A 19,168-nucleotide genomic window follows, 5' to 3' on the forward strand; every position below is an offset into this window, starting at 1 on the left:
ATGATACAACACAAGGAAATAGGAAATATAGACTTACGAAAAAAAATAAAGCAAAAAGAAATTTGCTTTGGCGGTAACCGAAAACTTAAAATTTATGGAACTTTGAAATGTCGGTCGGGTAAGAGAATGAAACGAGAAAACCGAGTGTTTTTTGGGTCAGAAAATGAAGCAAAGAGTCATGGATACAGACCCTGCGGACATTGTATGAAAAATGAATATAAAAAATGGAAGAATGGATTTATTTAGTCATATTATAGATCATGAAAAAAATATATTGCCTTATGATGGAATTGTAAATTATTATGGGAAATTGATGTTATCACAGCAAGCACATCATTATTTTAATCGTTTATTAGAAAATATAGAATGGAAAAATGATGAGGCTATTATTTATGGTAAACGAATCATAACCAAACGTAAAGTGGCATGGTATGGAGAAAAACCATTTGAATATACATACTCAAATACTACAAAATTGGCATTACCCTGGATACCAGAATTGTTAGAGTTAAAAGGGCTTATCGAACAAAAAACTAGTGAAACATTCAATTCTTGCTTGCTTAATTTGTATCATACAGGTAGCGAAGGAATGGCTTGGCATAGTGATGCCGAAAAGGATCTTAAAAAGAACGGAGCAATTGCATCATTAAGCTTTGGAGCAGAGCGAAAATTTGCCTTTAAGCATAAGGTTACAAAAGAAAAAAGAGCATTGGTTTTAGAAAATGGGAGCTTGTTAATAATGAAAGATACAACACAAACTAATTGGTTGCACCGTTTGCCTCCTACAAAAATGATAAACACCCCAAGGATTAATTTAACTTTTAGAACTATAATTGAAAAAGATGCATAAAACAAAAAGAGGCTATTTTATAAAATAGCCTCTTTTTGTTTTTATAAAATAAATTTTTATTGGATAATACCTCCACAACTCACTCTGCTACCAGCAGCACCAGAAGGTTGAGAAGTAAAATCATCGATACCTTGATGCACGATAATTGCTTTACCTACAATGTTCTTTTTATCATCATCACAACCAATACACCATTCGTTAGTAGCAAAAGTAATATTACCATTACCACTTGCATCAGCTTTAAAGTTTCCTATATCTCCCTTATGATATCCTTCTTTAGCACCCCATTTCCCATGTGGTTCCATAGTTGGATTCCAATGTCCTCCTGTAGATTTACCATCAGCCGACGTACAATCTGCTTTTTCATGAATATGGATAGCATGCTCTCCTTCGTCAAGCCCTGTTAATTCTGCTACCATATTTACCATACCTTCAGATTCGGTAAAAATAACTTTACCCGAAACCTTACTGTCACTTTTTGGTTCTAGAGCAAACGCTATAGTCTTTGTGATATTCTCTTCTTCTTTTTCCTGATCCGTAATAGTATCTACATTTTCTTTAGTATTCTCCTGATCTGTTGCTTCTTTCTTTTCTCCTTTACAACCAAATACAGCTATTGATAAGAAAGCTAACACTACCAATTTTAACGTTTTCATAATTTTATGATTTGTATGTCATTTACAAACGTAATATAATGCAGTTTTAGTTTATGACAAAAAAATTAAATAAGAAATCCCAAAGCATTATAAAATAAGTAAATTATATTCTTTTTACGAGTTCTTTATTATCCCGTATACCTCGTTTTAGATTTTCGGTAATAATTAGAGCTTTATCAATTCGAGACTGAGAGTTTTTTATTTTCAGAATATAGTAAATTAAACTTCGCTTTTTCCCATCGGTTAAAGATTCGAAAATCTCAAAAGCTTCCAGATCACTTTGTAAAACAGCATCAAATTCTTCCGGCATTTCTACTCCATATTTGGTAGTGTCTTCGTGTAATGTAACTTCAAAAAAATCTGTAGGAAAGACTTCCAATTTTTTTTGATTTTGTTTGTTAAAAGTAATATGGTAATTATTTTTCCATTTTTGTAAAGCCGCATGATATTGTATCGACACCGTATTAAAAGTAATTTCTACAATCACCCTTTTATGTCCTTCTTCTATAAGGTATTGTGCAATTTTATTAGGTACAATAATACTATGACTAGAATAGAGTGAAGTTTTAAAAATATGAGTTTTCATTGCTTTCGAATTTACCAAAAAAATAAAACAAAGTTTGTTTTATTTTTAGAATATCTTGTTTAATGTTTTTGTAATAGTGTTAATCAAATTTGATATTTAGTAAAGATAACTAACGTTAGTTTTAGAAAAAAATGATATTAAATTCGATGCTTTTTCCGTAATGCAGAAAAGGGATTCGTATCCTTCTCTTTTTTTAGGTAAATTTTTGGGTAAAAAATATTTTGATCTTAGAACCTGTATTTATAATAGCTAAGCAAAGTATTATGAATAACAAAAAGTGCTACAATGTAGATATTGAACATATTTCAATAGAATTGTTAAATTTCGAGTGTTTTATGAGGTATTTTCATTTGTTTTTATAGATGCTTTAATTTTTGTTAATTTTATAGAACACAAACTCAAAATTTTATTTTATGAAAAAAGGTTACTCGTTTGTCATTCTATTATTATTAATAGGGCAAACAATTCTTGCACAAAATTCGAACGCTCTCGTTCGAAATCACTTCAGTGATATTGCCAAAAATGAATCCTCAAAAACGTTCAATACTGATTTTTCAGAATGGAGAATAACAGATGAGGTTCCTTCATTAAAACCTGGTATTACACATGTATATGTTAATCAACTTTATAATGGGATTCCTATTGTAGACGGGGCATATAAGTTAACAGTTAATAATGGCAAAATTACTTATGAAATTGATCAATTTATTAAAGGAGTAAAATCAAAAGTAACTTCTACTAAAGCATCTTCTACAGAAATTTCGGCAATAAATGCAGTTATACGAGCACATAACCTGCCTTCTGCCAAAAGATTATCTAAGACCGTAAGTAAATCTAACGGAAATGATGTTTCGCATTTTATGGATTCTGGAATCACAGCAGATAATGAACCCATAAAAGTTAGCAAAGTCTATAAATTACACAATAATGAATTACGTCTTTGCTGGAATGTGAATTTATATGAAAAAAATGGCCATAATTGGTGGAGTAGTTATGTCGATACTAAAACAGGCGAAATTATTTATGAAGATAACTGGGTAGTAAAATGTACTTTTGAAGGTGCTGATCATAAATCACATAGTGATGAATCTGTACTTTTTGAAACTAAGCCACTAGTAACAGTTGCAGAAGCACCAACGGCAGCTTTGGCGCCTGATTCGTATAATGTACTTGCAATGCCAGTAGAAAGCCCAATACATGGTAGTCGTTCTATAGTTACAAATCCGGCAAATGCTACTGCATCTCCTTTTGGATGGCATGATACTAATGGAAGTAATGGAGCAGAATACACCATTACAAGAGGTAATAATGTATGGGCACAGGATGATATTAATGGAAATAATGGTACAGGTTCTTCTCCTGATGGAGGATCAAGCCTTGACTTTGATTTTCCATTAAATCTTAATCAGGATCCCAGCAATTATAGAGATGCAGCTATAACTAATTTATTTTACTGGAATAATATTATACATGATGTATTCTACCAATATGGTTTTAATGAAGCTAGTGGTAATTTTCAGGAAAATAATTATGGTAAAGGAGGAGCAGGAAGCGATTCTGTAAACGCCGATGCTCAGGATGGTAGTGTTACTTGTAATGATCCAAGAACCAATTGTATCAATAATGCAAATTTTGGTACTCCACCAGATGGAAGTAACCCAAGAATGCAAATGTTCTTATGGAATAGAACAACTCCTAAGAGAGATGGAGATTTTGATAATGGGATTATAGCTCATGAGTATGGACATGGAATTTCTACTCGATTAGTAGGAGGACCTTCTTCTAATGTTTTAGGAGGATCTGAGCAAATGGGAGAAGGCTGGTCTGACTTTTTTGGATTAATACTTACGATGAAAGCGGGTGACGTAGGTACAGATGGAAGAGGTGTTGGTACATATGCGCTTGGCCAACCAACTTCTGGAAACGGAATTCGACCAACTCGATATTCTACAGATACATCTATTAATAGTACAGATTATGGAGACATAAATAATCTACGTGTACCACATGGAGTTGGTTATGCATTCGCAACAATTCTTTGGGATATGACCTGGGCTTTAATAGATCAGGAAGGTTTTGATGCCGATTTTTATAATGGAACTGGTGGGAATAATATTGCTATGGCCCTTGTTATCGAAGGATTAAAGAATACAGCTAATAACCCGGGATTTGTTTCGGGTAGAGATGGAATTCTTCAGGCAGATAAAGACCTGTATAACGAAAAATATAAGTGTTTGATCTGGAAAGCTTTTGCAGCACGTGGAGTAGGACAAGATGCTAACGAAAATAATAACGGAGGTTCTAATAGTAATACAGACCAAACGGTTTCTTTTGTGAATCCTTGTGATGACCCAGGTCCAGGGCCTGGTAATTGTTCTGGCGATGTGACTTCATTCCCGTTCTCAGAAAGTTTCGAAACTAATTTGGGAGAATGGGCACAGGCAACATCGGGAGATGATCTAAACTGGACCAGAAATTCTGGAACTACTCCTTCTACAGGAACAGGACCAAGTAGTGCTGCAGATGGTACGTTCTACCTATATGTAGAAGCTTCAGGTAACGGAACAGGATATCCTAATAAAAGAGCTATTTTAAATTCTCCTTGTTTAAACTTTAGTAGTTTAACAACTCCTAAACTTGCATTCCAATACCATATGGTAGGAAGTGCCATAAATACTTTGGTTGTCGAAGCAAGAACCGATAATACAGGAAACTGGACAAGTGTATTCTCTAAAACAGGTGCTCAGGGTACCAATTGGAATACAGCAGATGTAGATCTATCTGCATATGCTGGTAACGCAAGTGTGCAATTACGATTTAATGTAGTTACAGGTAGTGGTACTAGCGGGTGGCAAAGTGATATTGCCATAGATGCCGTAAGTATTCAAAATGGTACCACAAATCCACCTGTGTGTGATGCATTGAATTTTAACGATTTCCAGATTAATGCATTCTCTAATCAAGATAGTGCAGGTAATTTCTCAATCGTAAGTGGTGGAGCTGGATTATCAATGCAGAATAATACATGGAAATATATTAGCCTTAACTATACTGTTACAGCAAATACAGTAATAGAATTTGATTTTAGCAGTACTTCTCAAGGTGAAATCCACGCAGTTGGTTTTGAAAATGATAATTCATTGACTTCTTCTAGATATTTTAAAGTTCACGGTACTCAAAATTATGGAGTAACCAACTTTGATAATTATGCTAGCGGAACCAAGAAATATGTTATTCCTGTGGGTGATTTTTATACAGGTAGCATGGATCGTTTAGTATTTATAAATGATAATGATGCTGGTAGCGGAAATAACTCAATATTCTCTAATGTTAAAATTTATGAAGGATCTTGTGGTGGATCGTTAGTAGCAGAAACACTTGCAGCATTTGGAAGTATGACTCCAATTTTAGGTGATGAAGATGAAGGTGAGGTATCGACCATTAGAATTGCACCAAACCCATTGAAGAAAGGAAACTTACTTCGAGTGTTTGTTCCTAGTAAAGAAATATCAAATACATCATACTCGATTATAAATATTATGGGACAAGTAGTTGGAGAAGGAAGGCTTAATAATAATGGCTTTATCAATCTTGATCGTTTGGGTGCAGGTATGTATATACTTAAAATCCAAAATTCTGAAAGAAAAGAAAAAGATACAATAAAGCGTTTTATTATTGAATAACTGATTTGTAGAGTAATACTAAAGACCGTTCTTTCGAACGGTCTTTTTTGTTAGAGATGTATTAAATATTGTTTTGTCTTTTAAAACTAATATGGTAATAAATGGCACTAAACCATGAGGAAGACGATATAATACTTCGTAAAGGTTTTGATGAACAGATTGCAAAGGAAAATCAATATAAAAATTAGCGATAATTCTGGCAAATGCGGTAGCCAAACCCCATATTAGTGCATACCACAAAGTATATATAGCCGTTTTTGGAACAAAAATTAAAGCAGCAATTACAAAATCCAGAATACCGGCGATGTATAAAAAGGTGATAGCCGCAGATTCTGAGCACCCAATAATTTGAATAACCATATCTACAAATTTTCCGGGAACAGGATAAAACCCAAAAGCGTATAGTCCATGCGAAAAAAAAGTAACTGCAATTAATATTTTTAGAGTAAGGATAAACCTTTTAGAAGTAAAATTATCAGTATAGGTATAGAGTAAAACAAAAGGTAAACCAAATTGGATGCTATGTTCAAAAAATTGAGCCGTATGATAAAACTTTTCTTTAGTGAGAAGAACGGCCAGAATTGTTAAAGAAACTCCTCCTGCCAGTATAGGAAAACGCACCCATTTTTTATTACTTATAGTAAAACCTAATGCGCAAAATGCAGCTATTAGATAGAGTATACCATTACTTCTAATAATAGCTTGAATTGTATTATCTGTCGTGCTACTTGTCACATAATCTTTCCATGAAATATTAAAAAAAACCTCGATCACAGGTTTTAAAAGAGCTTCATCCCAAAAGAAAGACCGATATGGAGCATCCCAGAACAAATGCTGCCATGCTCTGCCAATGAAAATCAGAAAAACTGATATTTTAAGAATACGTAATGCTTTAGGATTTTTCATGATACAAATTAAAAGTAATCAATGTTAATAGGATCTAAACTCATTGTTATGTTTTGTGAAAGCTTTTGTTACCTGATTTAATTCTTAATTAAGATTAAAGCAGGTTTAATTTGCAGCTTATCATTAGTTTAATTTTGTAATTCATTAACCAAATATTACACAGCCATGAAAAAAATCTATCTACTTATTGTAGCCCTTATTGGGCTGCAGACTTATGCTTCTAATGATAAATATCGTTTAACCCTACGCGATAACCCAGCCACTTCTATAGTTATTGGGTGGGATCAGATTTCAGGAAATAACCCTATGGTATATTTTGATACAGTAGACCACGGTACCAATTATACCAATTATAACTATTCGAAATCTCCAGATCGTATGGTTTATTATCGTGGGATGAATAATCATTTTGTTCGTTTATCAGGATTAACTCCAGATACAGCATACTATTTTGTGATTAAAGATAGTGAAGGAGTGAGTAAACGATTTTGGTTTAAAACCGCTCCACAAGAGAATAGCAGATTTTCCTTTATTGCTGGCGGAGATTCTAGAAATAATAGAACACCCAGATTAAATGCAAACCGTCTGGTAGCAAAACTAAAACCACATGCGGTACTTTTTGGGGGAGATATGACCGATAATGATAGTGATTCGCAGTGGAGAACGTGGTTTGATGATTGGCAGTTAACTATTGCCAACGATGGAAGAATGTTTCCTATTCTTGCAGCTAGAGGAAATCATGAAAAAAGTAATAGTACGATTATTAATCTATTCGATGTACCTTCTTCTGGAGTACATTACGCAATTACTTTTGGGCGTAACCTGGTACGCACCTATACATTAAATTCTCTTACAGCCATTTCTGGAGATCAAACAAACTGGTTAAAGAATGATCTTAATGCCAATCAGGATATTATCTGGAAAATTGCGCAGTATCATTTTCCGATGCTTCCTCATGTATCTTCTAAGATAGATAACCTTATAGAATATGCAAATTGGGCTCAGTTATTTTATGATAAAGATGTAAAATTGGTAATAGAATGTGATGCACATACAGTAAAAAGCACATGGCCATTACGGCCTTCTACGAATTCTGGTAATGAAGGTGGATTTGTAAGAGATGAGGATGGGACAGTCTATGTAGGAGAAGGAGGTTGGGGAGCGCCATTACGAGATAATGATGATATCAAAAGTTGGACAAGGGATTCTGGTAAATTCAATCAATTTAAATGGATCTTTATTGATGAAGTAAAAATTGAAACACGAACTATAAAAGTTGATAACGCAATACAAGTAGGAGAAGTTTCTAACCATGATGTATTCGAAATCCCCGATAATCTTGATATCTGGAATCCCTCAAACGGAAGTGTAATTAAGATTATAAATAAAGCATTTAACGCACCTCAAATTTCTTTTACTACATTACAAGAGGGGCAGCATATTCCTGCGGGAAATACAACGATCGAAGTAAATGCAACAGATAGTGATGGAGAAATTGATAGAGTCGAATTTTATATAGATGAAAATTTGGCTGATGTGGATACTACTGCTCCGTATAACATCCTGAAAAATTTAACTAATGGCATTCATAATATTAAAGTAATAGCATATGATGATCATGATCTATGTAGTGAAAAGGAAATAACAGTCAATGTCGGGCAGTTTTCAGGAAATCTTACTGTACCCGTATCAGATGGATATGATGATGTAGAAGAAAATTTTGTTGGTCAGCTTTATATAGATAGCAGTGATCTAGAATTGGTATATGATGCTACAAATCTTATAAGTTTTCAAAAAGTAGGTATTCGCTTTCAGAATATTGTAATACCACGAGGAGCAACTATTAATAGTGCATATATCCAGTTCACAGCCGATGAAAGTCATCATAAACAAGCAGAACTAGAGTTTTCCTTACATAATAGTGATAATTCACCTCTGTTTTCTAATGAAAATAATGTATCAGGTAGAAATGTTGTATCTCATAAAGTACGATGGAAACCTAACCCATGGATTGCTGGGCAAAGTGGTAGTGCTCAACGAACTCCAAACCTTAAAGGGATGGTACAACAAATAGTAGATAAAGGAGGATGGAATCCCGGTAATAATATGAGTTTTATTATTCGTGGAAAAGGAAAAAGCTCCTGGAGAACTCAATATAAAAGAGTAGTAAGCGCTTATGAAAGTGGTTCGGATAAAGCGGCTAAATTGATAGTGAATTATACTTTTGGCAGAAATTCGAGAATCGCAGAGCGTAAAGAAGATAAAATTAGCACTATAACTACGATATCATTAGATACCGAATTACATAAAATTAAAGTATATCCTAATCCATTTGATGAAGCGTTAAATATCACGATTCCTATAGTACAAGATGTAATACATATTGAAATTTATAGTACTCATGGAAAACTTGTATTTTCTAAGAAAACACAAATCAAAAATAATACTGTAAGTATTCGTCCCGAAATTCTGGATAAAGGAATATATGTTATTCAGGTGATAGATAAAAACGGATATTCTTTAATGACTAAAAGGGTAGTCAAAAAATAGTATACATATAGAAAATGAAGGTGACGCTTAGTTACCTATGTTAATTAACCTCTTGTTGTTTGTTATGATTTTTTAAAGTTTATGTTACCAAATTTAATTCTCAATTAATAGTAAATCATGATGTATTTAACGTATTCATAATAAAGTACTTTTGATTTCTTAATACACTAACCCTAACACACAAATAATGAAAAAACTTATTTTTCTTATTGTAATTCTTTTGGGATTACAAACTCAAGCTTCTAATGGGAAATACCGCCTAACTTTACGGGATAATCCGGCCACTTCAATAGTAATTGGGTGGGATCAGACATCGGGAAATAGTCCTGTTGTTTACTATGGAACTACTGATTATGGAACAAATTATAGTAGTTACCCAAATTCACAAGCTCCAGACAGAACAGTTTCTTATAAAGGAATGAATAATAATTTTGCTCGTCTTACAGGATTATCTCCTAACACAGCATATTATTTTGTAATTAGAGATAGCCAGGGAACCAGTGAGCGTTTTTGGTTTAAAACTGCTCCGGCAGATAATAGTCGATTATCTTTCATAGCAGGAGGTGATTCTCGTAACAATCGTACGCCAAGAAAAAATGCAAATCGCTTAGTCGCAAAACTAAAACCCCATGCAGTATTATTTGGTGGAGACATGACTAATGGAGATAGTAATTCTGAATGGATTGATTGGTTTAATGACTGGCAACTAACAATTGCGAATGATAACAGAATGTTTCCTATTATAGCTACTCGAGGAAATCATGAAGATAGTAACAACAGTATTTATAATCTTTTTGATGTACCGTCATCAAGCGTATATTATGCGCTAACTTTTGGGAATAATTTGGTAAGAACATATACACTTAATACAGAAATTTCTATTTCAGGAAGCCAAACCACATGGTTGCAAAGTGATCTAAATGCCAATCCCAATGTAATCTGGAAAATGGCACAATATCATAAACCCATGCGACCTCACGTTTCTTCTAAAAGAGAAGGAAATAGCCAATACAGTAACTGGGCACAACTTTTTTATGATAAAGGTGTAAAATTAGTGGTAGAATGTGATGCTCACACCGTAAAAACTACCTGGCCCGTTCGCCCATCTACCGGATCTGGTAATGACGAAGGATTTGTAAGAGATGATCAAAACGGAACTGTATACGCAGGAGAAGGTTGTTGGGGAGCTCCGTTACGTTCTAATAATGATAACAAAACCTGGACTCGTAATTCTGCAATGTTTAATCAATTTAAATGGATCTTTGTAGACGAAAATAAAATTGAAACAAGAACAATTAAGGTGGATAATGCATCTCAAGTTGGAGAAGTTTCAAACAATAATGTATTTCAAATACCTTCAAATCTAGACATATGGAATCCTTCTAATGGCTCTGTGATAACTATAAACAATACAAATGTACCGGATAATGAGGCACCTTCAGCACCAACAAACTTAACATCATCTAATATAACTGCAACTTCGGTATCTTTAAGCTGGAACGCATCAACCGATAATATAGCGGTTTCAGGATACGATGTATATCAAAATAATACTGTAATAGCTACTACAGCCTCTACAGGATATGCTGTAAACGGGTTATCTCCAAATTCTACTTACTCTTTCAAAATTAAAGCAAAAGATGCAGCAGGAAATGTTTCAGGATTTAGTACAACAAAAAGTATTACTACATTAGATGGATCTGCTACACTTTATACACTAGGGATAACAACTATTGGAACCAGCGATTCAAAACACGCTACCCGTAGAGCTATGCCATATACAATGAGTGAAGATGGTATTTTGCAAAGTATTACAATGCATATTGCAGGTGGAACCGGAGATGTGCAATTAGGTGTATATGCAGATAACAATGGAGTACCTGGCAATAAGCTGGGGCAAACCAATGTTACTGTAGTAAGGTCAACCAGGGGGTGGCAAACCGTTTCTTTACAAAGCCCGGTTACTGTAAATAATGGAGATACGATATGGTTGGCCTGGATATTCTCTAACAATCCTGGTATCGCTTATGTATCCGGAAGCCCGGGAAGATATCAGGCTACTGGATCAAGTTGGTCTGCAAACGGTAACAATATGCCATCAAGTTATGGTAGTGGATCTCAAAGTAATTACAGATACTCGGTGTATGCAAATTATATGCGTAATCAATCTTCTACGACCTATACCTTAACTACAAGTACAGTAGGGCAAGGCTCTATAAGCGGAGGAGGAACTTATAATGATGGGAGTTTGGCTACTGTTACTGCAACTGCAGCATCTGGATGGCAGTTTGATGGATGGAGTGGAGCACTTGCAGGAACCACAAACCCTGCCACCATTACTATGAATGCTAATAAAAATATTGCTGCTACTTTTAGCGAAACCTCTACAGGAGGGACGCAAACTATAGAAGTTGCTATTAGCAACGGTAGTGATGATGTAGAAGAGGACAAAAACGGAAGTTTATATACAAATAGTAGTGATTTAGAATTGGTTTATGATAGCAGTAATAATTCTAGTTACCAGGTTATTGGGTTACGATTCAGATCGATAGGAATACCCAAAAATGCAACCATAACCAATGCTTATCTACAGTTTACGGCAGACGAAAGTCATAGTGCGGGAGCTACATTAGAAATATCACTTCATGATAGTAGTAATTCACCCGCATTTTCATCATCTAATAATGTTTCAGGAAGAGTAGTGTTTTCAAATAAAGTTACCTGGAGTCCACAATCCTGGTCCCGTAATCAAAGTGGAAATGCGCAGCGTTCTCCTGACTTGAAAAGTATGGTGCAAAGTTTGGTCAATAAAAACAATTGGTCATCTGGTAACAATGTAAGCTTTATCATTAGAGGGAAGGGAAGTAGTTTAACCAGTACATCAGCAAAGAGAGTAGCAGATTCATATGAAGGAGGTGCTGCCAAAGCAGCTAGATTAATAGTAGAATATACAACTGTTAGTGCCAGATCTTCTGAAGCTGTTGTAATTGCACAAAAAGAATCTTTTATGGTGCATCCTAACCCCTTTACTACAACAATTAATATTTCTACATCTTTACCAGAAAAGAATACATCTTATACAGCTGTCATTTATAACCTGGAAGGAAAAGTAATTTACAAGGAGAAAGTTTTAACAACAGCATCAAATAAAACGATAACAATAACTCCAAAGAGCATTGATTCTGGGATTTACCTACTTTCAATAAAGAATCAAAACAGTGAGATTGTAAAAACACAACGATTAATAAAACAATGATATAATCTAAAAAAAGATTAAATATATATTGATAAGAGTCACTAATTTCATAATAAATTAGTGGCTCTTTCTGTTGTAGTTTTTAAATCAAAGTAGTAATTACCTGTGTTTCGCTATGCAATGTCTTATGAACCGGGCATTTATCTGCGATTTGTAAGATTCTGGTAATTTGTTTTTCGTCAAGATTTCCTTCTATCTTTATTTCTCTTTCGAAAGTATCGATTTTTGCTGTTGGATCTTCACAGTTTTCACAGTCTGCTATATGAGATTTACTATAGCTGGTATGAACTTCTACATGTTGCAAATCCCATCCTTTTCTGGCAACATACATTTTTATAGTCATAGCTGTACAAGCCGATAATCCGGCTGATACATACTCATAGGGTGATGGTCCAAAATCATGACCTCCTACACTTTCTGGCTCATCTGCAATCATATAATGATTCCCCACTTTCATTTGTGTAGTATATCCTTCAGCATTTCCTAAACTGGCAACTACATGATGTTGGCTTTTAAGTTTTGGTTCTTCAGGAATCTCAATGTATCGTGATGACCATTCGGCAATAACATTTCCTGCATATACAGAATCTTCTTTTCGCATCAGTAAGTGATCTGCTCCATCTAGTGTTACAAAACTTTTTGGATGTCTTGCTGCATGATAAATTTCTTCGGCATTTTTTATGCTTACTGTAGTATCCTGCGGAGAATGCATAACCAAAAGGGCTTTATTTAAATTCTTCGCAACATTAGGAAGCGATTTGGTTTCCAGGTCATCCAAAAATTGTTTTTTTATTGTGAAATCTCTTCCGCTTAGATTAATTGTGGCTTTTCCGTTTATTTGAATTTCTTCTAAACCGCTTTTTAATAGATGGGCGACATGCTTTGGATTAGAAGGAGCGCCAATAGTTGTTACCGCTTTGATACTATCTATTTTTGCTGCTGCAAATATTGAAGCGGCACCACCAAGAGAATGTCCGACAAGCAGGGAAGGAGCTTTATACTCTTTTGCTAAAAAATGTGCTGCAGCTACAAGATCTTCAACATTACCAGAAAAGTTAGTATCCTCAAAATCACCTTCGCTTTCTCCAAGCCCGGTAAAATCAAATCTCAATACACCAAACCCTTTAGAAGTAAGTCCTCGACTTATATTTCGTACCGCACCCAAGTTTTTATTACAAGTAAAACAATGCGCAAATAGCGCAAAATTATGGGGATGTTGATCTGCAGGAAGTTCTAAACGCCCAGATAGTACTTGACCTTCGGGATTGGTAAAAGTAACTTTAGAAAGACTCATATTAATGATAGTTTGTACTAAAGGTCGAACTTTTTGCTTTAAAATAACATTTTAAGTACTAATAATTTAAACCTGTCAGGAATTCGTAGACTGACAGGCTTTTTGATTTATACTTTTTTAATGTTGATCAACTAAAATAGGATTTCCATCAGGGTCGGTAATCATAAAAGATGCAGGTCCCTCGTTCTTATCTGTACCATTAGACATTGTAACTGTAATTCCTTCTCCATTTACCTTTTTATGAATGTCACGAGCATTTTCTGAATTAAAAGTAAGCGTGTTTTTAGGAAACATTCCCTGAAACAAACCAATTTTTGATGCTCCGTTTTTAAGGATAACCCATTTTTGATCCAAATTGCCATCGATCATTGTAAAGCCCAGTTTTTCATAAAAGTCTTTAGAAATTTTAATATCCTTTACTGCTAATGAAATTGAAAAAATACCGAGATCCATGATTTTTTTGTTTTTGGTTATATGCCAAATGTACGACCTTCTTCTTTTCCATGTTTTGTTGGTTTGAATGTCGAATGAAGTGGTGATAAGTTCACCTTCTCTTAAACTGGAAAGATGCTTGTGAATATTTTTATTACCATTAGGATTTGTAAATTCCTGAATCATTTCGGTTTGATTTTCTTCTTTTAGAGTCATAGGGCCGATTCCTACTGTACCATCACTTCCATATTGAACAACAATACCCTGGTTTTTGGTAAAATCCCAATATTGACGAAACTCCCAAAAAGTTCCTTGTTTTTTTCCTTTAATTAATCCGTAGAGTTTACCGGTGATACTTTGTTTTCCGATTCCCCATTTCCAATCCATACCGTATTGATCAAAGGGTTCATTTTTACTTTTATATGTTTTATTATCTGTAACCCAGCTACCGATTGATTGTTCCATATTTTCAAGAAACCAATCAGGGATTTTTTGTTGAGAAAATATCGTGTGTGTAGAGATTAAAAATATAAATATTGTGATATATGTTTTCATCATATTGCTTTTTGATTTTATTTTTCAGCTAATTTCTGCCAGTTGTTTAATAAAAATTCGGTGTCTTTTTCGGCTTGCTCTGTTCCCATTGATAAAAAATACCCACTTAGAAAAGGGCTTTTAAATTCGTAGGCAAAATCCAGAAAAAGACGGGTTTGCTTAGAACTTATAGCTTCTAATTTCCAGGAACCGGATAATGATTTTAGAGGAAAAGGGTAATCTTCTTTTTGAGTATTCACAACAAACTGAAACTCTTTACCAGGATTCCATAATGTACAGGTTTCTTCCCAACTACTTCCATCGGGTGCACTACAAACACGTTTCATCCCTAAACCTTCTCCTTCAACAATCTCTACATGATTAATATTAGGAGCCGTTACTTCGTGGTAGTTACCTACATCAGAAATTATTTCCCAAACTTGATCTTTGGGAGCGTTAATGACTCGCTCGGCAGTAAAGTGCTGTACACCTTTTGCCTTTGGATATTGAACAAAACCATATACCAGTATAATAACAATATCAAGTACCAGAAATAAAGCTATTCCTTTTAAAATTTTACGTATCATATCTATTTTTTTAATTGTTTTTACACTTTAAAAGTACCTAAGAAAATCATGGAAAGCCTTGAAAATAGGGTGCACTCAATTAATTGAAACTCATTCGTTATATATTCTGCGTGATTCGGTTTTTCATTTAATTAAGTAGTACTATTTTTATACTATGAATAGTATTGAGTCTTTTGCATTTATGGTTACTTTTCTGTTAGGAGGAGTTATTGTGGTTGGCGGTTTTGTTATTTTGGTAATTCTAAAAAGTACATCACTTAAACAATCGAGATATTTTCTGGCCATAACTCTTTTTGGTCTTATACAGCACTTATTTACTTACTTATTGTTTACTACTCAATTGATCAGGCAATGGCCACATATGTTAGGGGTTGGATATCCATTGTTATTTTTGGTAGGTCCCTGTTTTTATCTATTTGTGAAGAGTTATGCAGATTCTTCTTTTAAGCTAAAGAAAATAGACGTGATTCATATTTTACCTTTTTTAATAATGTTGATACTTCTTTTTCCCAGGTATTTAGGAAGTTCAGAAGAAAAACAGGAAATCATACAATATTATTACGATATTTTACCAGGTGGTGCAGTAGCCTTTTCTGATTGGTTGCAGGCAAGTTTACATTTGATTTTATTATTGATATATTCGGTAGTAACCTTAGTAATGATATATAAAAAGGACAAAAAGAATAGTATTTTACTAAAACGATTTGGTGTCTTGCTGGCGATTTTAGCTTTTACCGAAATCATATTACAAACAGGTTTTTTACTTACAGGTGCTTCTGCAATAACGGCAGAGATTATTCTTTCTGGACTAATGTCGATAACCATATTATTATTAGGGTATTGGATCGTGGATATAAAGCAAATTCTTCCGGTATTGGAAGGGAAAAAATATAAAACATCACCATTGTCTGAAATGCGATCACAGGAAATACAACAACAAATACAAGCTTTTTTTGAAAATGAAGACTGGTATGTAATACCTAACTTCAAAATTGCAGATTTGTCAAAGACTATTGATGTACCATCTCACCATATCTCACAAGTATTGAGTGAGAAAATGAATTCTAATTTTTATGAAATTATCAATCATCATCGCATTAAAAAGGCTAAAAAAATGTTGCAATCGGGTGCGCTACAGAAAATATCAGTTCAAGCTATTGGAGAAGAGTGCGGATTTAGTAGTAAAACCAGTTTTTACAGAGCGTTTAAAAAAGTAACTTCGATGACGCCAACGGAATACCTAGATAAAGATTTTTAAATAAAATACTGCTATAAGTTAATTATTAATGATTTCAGAAAAGTAAAAGAGAATATAAATACCACTAGGGTATCATGCTTTTTACTACCACCCAGTTTCCTGTATCTTTAGATTTTTCAGAAGCCATTCCTATGGCTTGTAATTCTGCAACCAGATGTGCATTAGCAAAACTTGGATTTCCACTTTCTACTGCGTCTAAAAAATGAGTAATCGATTCTCTCATTCCGGGCCAGTCTGCATATGGTTGCAGTGCAGGGAAATGTTCTGTTAAAGATTTTTCTTTAGTTCTTAATTTCAATTCTCCTGTTAAGATATCGATTAGAATCTCTCCTTTACTGCCAATAACCTCTACAGTAATGACCAGCTCATCCACACTATCTATATTAACTTTTAGTTCACCCCAAATACCGTTGTAATCAAAAAAACCAGAACTTCGGCTTTGTCTTCGTCCACTAGTTCCATGACCATCCATAATAAGAACTCGATTTGGACTGGCATTAAGTAATATGTTAAGGACATGAACATACCAGAGTGATAAACGATTGATATTTGTTGTATCCTGATCAGGTTCTGGTCCCCAATTAGATCTTAAATCAATAGTTGCAGTTTGGATTTTTCCAATAGCTTCATTTTTTATGAGTTCGGCAGCTTTTGCTATAACAGGAATAAGCCCTAGTTCTAAATCGGCATGTGTGATTTGTGAAGCATTTACTAACTTTTTCAACACTTTAGGTATCAAATCTCTGGTATGACCAATAGGAGGTTCATAAAAGATAGCTTTGCCAGAATCTAGTGCTTCCATTACAATTTTACCATGCAAGGCATCAGGTACAGCAATCATTACAGCATCAATCGAAGGTGAATGTAGTAAATCTTCGTAATTATTATATATATCTATGGTATTTCCAAATTGTGATTTGATAGCCGCGATGGTAGCATCACTTTTTGCAGAGATAGCAACAATATTAGCCCTGCCATCATATGTAAGAGCGGGTATATAAGCATCTTTGACCCAGTTGCCGTAGCCTATGATTCCTATCTTTATTTTAGACATGCTTATTTTTTTTATTTTTCTTAAAAACTATGATACATAAACCTATTTGTAGGAATAATGCAAGACTATTGGTTGTCCATAAAGCGATTGCTTCAAACCGAAGTCCATAGAGAGCCCAAAATGAATATACAAATAGCCAGCCCATAACATAACCCGGTGAAAGGCTACTAGATTGTTTTGATTTGTACTCTTTAATAATTTGAATGGCGGTTATAACACAAACAAAAAAACCAATAGAAAAACCGATAATTTCAAATATTGATTCTGGAATAGATTGTAAAAAGTTCATTTTTATATGGTTTTTATAATTGCACAGGGGTTTCCGAAAGCTAAGGTGTTATCAGGAATGTCTTTGGTTACTACAGAACCTGCTCCTATGGTAACATTATTACCGATAGTAACTCCGGGTAATATAACACTGTTTCCACCTATCCATACATTATCTCCTATATGTACAGGGCTTGTTAATGTTGTAAAGGGAGCATTACCCGATTTTTGTATTCTATCAGAGGCTTTTACAGGATGCTTTGCTGTATATATCTGAACAAAAGGCGCAATTAATCCATTTTTTCCAATGGTTATTGTATTATCATCGATAAACATGCAATTGGTATTTATTACTGTGTTTTCTCCCACAGAAATATGTACTCCATAATCACAAAAAAAAGGTGGTTCGATCCATGCACCATCTCCTATACGGCCTAATAAATCTGATAGTGTTTGTTTTTTACCTTCAGTATCAGTAGAATCCAGAGTATTATATACCTGCATTAATTTTCTAGCTTTATGATACATTTTGATTAATTCGGGATCCCTGGTATCATAGGACTCACCAGCCAGCATTTTTTCTTTTTCGGTCATATGCATGTTTTCTTAAATTAAATAACGACCGTACAAAATTAGCTTTGTTTGGGAAGAATATTTTTTACCTATGTTAAAAAATGTTGTTTAGCTCTTAATCTACTTAAAGTAACTTGAGTAACTCCCAAAAAAGAAGCAATATAGCCTAGCTTTACACGTTTAAATAAATCAAATTTCTCTTTTGTAAAAGTATCATAACGTTCTTTGGCAGACTGTGTAGCCAATGCAATATGACGTAACTCGAGATCAAGAAATGCTTTTTGATGTGCTATTCTGGACCAATTCGCAATTTCAATATTGGTTTTGTATAATAAGTTTAATTCATGTACAGGAATAGCATATATAATAGAATCTTCTAATAAATCCACACATTCGAATCCTGGTTTATTTTCATAACAGCTTAACATAGAAAATGCTAATTCTCCTTCTTTACTAAACCATGTAGTAGCCTCTTCTCCATCAATAATACAATAAGAACGAGTCAACCCTTTTTCTATGAAATAGTAATTCTTGTCTACAACCCCGCTTTTAATGAGTACATGCTTTTTAGGAAGATGTAGTTCTGTCATCTTACTGGTTAAAGATGCTATAGAAGCATCGCTTACAGCATACATACTTTTTATACTAGATATAATTTTTTCCACGTCTTTAGGGTATAGTT

At 34.1% G+C, this 19,168-nt stretch carries 16 protein-coding genes; 6 read left to right on the forward strand and 10 right to left on the reverse strand.

Annotated features, from left to right (window positions below):
* Both Z053_RS0109005 and Z053_RS0109010 read left to right on the forward strand, forming a co-directional pair.
* Positions 1-246, forward strand: a complete 246-nt coding sequence (locus Z053_RS0109005; RefSeq protein ID WP_025664698.1) for an Ada metal-binding domain-containing protein — start codon at positions 1-3, stop codon at positions 244-246.
* Positions 233-850, forward strand: coding sequence for an alpha-ketoglutarate-dependent dioxygenase AlkB family protein (locus Z053_RS0109010; protein ID WP_025664699.1), 618 nt, complete (start codon positions 233-235; stop codon positions 848-850). Before Z053_RS0109005 ends, Z053_RS0109010 begins: the two co-directional genes overlap by 14 nt.
* Positions 851-906: 56 nt before the next feature.
* Here the strand turns inward: Z053_RS0109010 and Z053_RS0109015 are convergent, their stop codons facing one another.
* Positions 907-1,506, reverse strand: coding sequence for a superoxide dismutase family protein (locus Z053_RS0109015; protein ID WP_025664700.1), 600 nt, complete (start codon positions 1,504-1,506; stop codon positions 907-909).
* Positions 1,507-1,609: 103 nt separating this feature from the next.
* On the reverse strand, positions 1,610-2,092 hold the full coding sequence (locus tag Z053_RS0109020) for a YdeI/OmpD-associated family protein (protein WP_025664701.1): 483 nt from the start codon (positions 2,090-2,092) through the stop codon (positions 1,610-1,612).
* A 413-nt stretch (positions 2,093-2,505) separates the two neighbouring features.
* Here Z053_RS0109020 and Z053_RS29980 point away from each other — a divergent pair, with 413 nt between their 5' ends.
* Positions 2,506-5,775, forward strand: a complete 3,270-nt coding sequence (locus Z053_RS29980; protein ID WP_025664702.1) for a M36 family metallopeptidase — start codon at positions 2,506-2,508, stop codon at positions 5,773-5,775.
* Positions 5,776-5,793: 18 nt separating this feature from the next.
* On the opposite strand, the gene Z053_RS0109030 is transcribed toward Z053_RS29980, so the two are convergent.
* Positions 5,794-6,681, reverse strand: a complete 888-nt coding sequence (locus tag Z053_RS0109030) for a hypothetical protein (RefSeq protein ID WP_025664703.1) — start codon at positions 6,679-6,681, stop codon at positions 5,794-5,796.
* 165 nt (positions 6,682-6,846) lie between these two features.
* Here Z053_RS0109030 and Z053_RS29985 point away from each other — a divergent pair, with 165 nt between their 5' ends.
* Both Z053_RS29985 and Z053_RS29990 read left to right on the forward strand, forming a co-directional pair.
* The gene (locus Z053_RS29985; RefSeq protein WP_025664704.1) at positions 6,847-9,231 is read left to right on the forward strand and encodes an Ig-like domain-containing protein; all 2,385 of its coding nucleotides are present in this window, start codon (positions 6,847-6,849) and stop codon (positions 9,229-9,231) included.
* 187 nt (positions 9,232-9,418) lie between these two features.
* Complete coding sequence (locus Z053_RS29990; RefSeq protein WP_025664705.1) at positions 9,419-12,487, forward strand: fibronectin type III domain-containing protein; 3,069 nt, start codon at positions 9,419-9,421, stop codon at positions 12,485-12,487.
* 82 nt (positions 12,488-12,569) lie between these two features.
* Here Z053_RS29990 and Z053_RS0109045 read toward each other — a convergent pair whose 3' ends face one another.
* From Z053_RS0109045 to Z053_RS0109055, 3 genes are all read right to left on the reverse strand, one after another.
* Complete coding sequence (locus Z053_RS0109045; RefSeq protein ID WP_025664706.1) at positions 12,570-13,781, reverse strand: bifunctional alpha/beta hydrolase/OsmC family protein; 1,212 nt, start codon at positions 13,779-13,781, stop codon at positions 12,570-12,572.
* Between the two features lie 117 nt (positions 13,782-13,898).
* Entirely contained in the window at positions 13,899-14,768 is an 870-nt protein-coding gene (locus Z053_RS32125) for a VOC family protein (RefSeq protein WP_316930170.1), read from the reverse strand.
* 17 nt (positions 14,769-14,785) lie between these two features.
* On the reverse strand, positions 14,786-15,334 hold the full coding sequence (locus Z053_RS0109055; protein ID WP_025664708.1) for a type II toxin-antitoxin system RatA family toxin: 549 nt from the start codon (positions 15,332-15,334) through the stop codon (positions 14,786-14,788).
* A 154-nt stretch (positions 15,335-15,488) separates the two neighbouring features.
* On the opposite strand from Z053_RS0109055, the gene Z053_RS0109060 reads away from it, so the two are divergent.
* Positions 15,489-16,592: an AraC family transcriptional regulator gene (locus Z053_RS0109060; RefSeq protein ID WP_025664709.1), complete on the forward strand. Its 1,104-nt coding sequence runs from the start codon at positions 15,489-15,491 to the stop codon at positions 16,590-16,592.
* A gap of 64 nt (positions 16,593-16,656) precedes the next feature.
* Here Z053_RS0109060 and Z053_RS0109065 read toward each other — a convergent pair whose 3' ends face one another.
* From Z053_RS0109065 to Z053_RS0109080, 4 genes are all read right to left on the reverse strand, one after another.
* Positions 16,657-17,646 carry a Gfo/Idh/MocA family protein gene (locus Z053_RS0109065; protein WP_025664710.1) on the reverse strand — a complete coding sequence of 330 codons (990 nt, stop codon included), beginning with the start codon at positions 17,644-17,646 and terminating at the stop codon, positions 16,657-16,659.
* Positions 17,639-17,935, reverse strand: a complete 297-nt coding sequence (locus Z053_RS0109070; RefSeq protein WP_025664711.1) for a SemiSWEET family transporter — start codon at positions 17,933-17,935, stop codon at positions 17,639-17,641. Before Z053_RS0109070 ends, Z053_RS0109065 begins: the two co-directional genes overlap by 8 nt.
* Positions 17,936-17,937: 2 nt before the next feature.
* Positions 17,938-18,507: a sugar O-acetyltransferase gene (locus Z053_RS0109075; RefSeq protein ID WP_025664712.1), complete on the reverse strand. Its 570-nt coding sequence runs from the start codon at positions 18,505-18,507 to the stop codon at positions 17,938-17,940.
* A 68-nt stretch (positions 18,508-18,575) separates the two neighbouring features.
* A complete protein-coding gene (locus Z053_RS0109080; RefSeq protein WP_025664713.1) occupies positions 18,576-19,151 on the reverse strand; it encodes a Crp/Fnr family transcriptional regulator in 576 nt (191 codons plus the stop codon).
* Positions 19,152-19,168: the final 17 nt, after the last annotated feature.

The sequence above is a fragment of the Aquimarina megaterium XH134 genome (genome assembly GCF_000520975.1).
Classification (GTDB): domain Bacteria; phylum Bacteroidota; class Bacteroidia; order Flavobacteriales; family Flavobacteriaceae; genus Aquimarina; species Aquimarina megaterium.

Excerpts from the sequence above, each read along its gene's own strand:
- Z053_RS29980 (WP_025664702.1), top strand. The coding sequence starts at position 2,506 with ATGAAAAAAGGTTACTCGTTTGTCATTCTATTATTATTAATAGGGCAA.
- Z053_RS0109065 (WP_025664710.1), bottom strand. The coding sequence starts at position 17,646 with ATGTCTAAAATAAAGATAGGAATCATAGGCTACGGCAACTGGGTCAAA.
- Z053_RS0109015 (WP_025664700.1), bottom strand. The coding sequence starts at position 1,506 with ATGAAAACGTTAAAATTGGTAGTGTTAGCTTTCTTATCAATAGCTGTA.
- Z053_RS0109055 (WP_025664708.1), bottom strand. The coding sequence starts at position 15,334 with ATGATACGTAAAATTTTAAAAGGAATAGCTTTATTTCTGGTACTTGAT.
- Z053_RS29990 (WP_025664705.1), top strand. The coding sequence starts at position 9,419 with ATGAAAAAACTTATTTTTCTTATTGTAATTCTTTTGGGATTACAAACT.
- Z053_RS0109045 (WP_025664706.1), bottom strand. The coding sequence starts at position 13,781 with ATGAGTCTTTCTAAAGTTACTTTTACCAATCCCGAAGGTCAAGTACTA.
- Z053_RS0109020 (WP_025664701.1), bottom strand. The coding sequence starts at position 2,092 with ATGAAAACTCATATTTTTAAAACTTCACTCTATTCTAGTCATAGTATT.
- Z053_RS29985 (WP_025664704.1), top strand. The coding sequence starts at position 6,847 with ATGAAAAAAATCTATCTACTTATTGTAGCCCTTATTGGGCTGCAGACT.
- Z053_RS0109005 (WP_025664698.1), top strand. The coding sequence starts at position 1 with ATGATACAACACAAGGAAATAGGAAATATAGACTTACGAAAAAAAATA.
- Z053_RS0109070 (WP_025664711.1), bottom strand. The coding sequence starts at position 17,935 with ATGAACTTTTTACAATCTATTCCAGAATCAATATTTGAAATTATCGGT.
- Z053_RS32125 (WP_316930170.1), bottom strand. The coding sequence starts at position 14,768 with ATGAAAACATATATCACAATATTTATATTTTTAATCTCTACACACACG.
- Z053_RS0109060 (WP_025664709.1), top strand. The coding sequence starts at position 15,489 with ATGAATAGTATTGAGTCTTTTGCATTTATGGTTACTTTTCTGTTAGGA.
- Z053_RS0109075 (WP_025664712.1), bottom strand. The coding sequence starts at position 18,507 with ATGACCGAAAAAGAAAAAATGCTGGCTGGTGAGTCCTATGATACCAGG.
- Z053_RS0109010 (WP_025664699.1), top strand. The coding sequence starts at position 233 with ATGGATTTATTTAGTCATATTATAGATCATGAAAAAAATATATTGCCT.
- Z053_RS0109030 (WP_025664703.1), bottom strand. The coding sequence starts at position 6,681 with ATGAAAAATCCTAAAGCATTACGTATTCTTAAAATATCAGTTTTTCTG.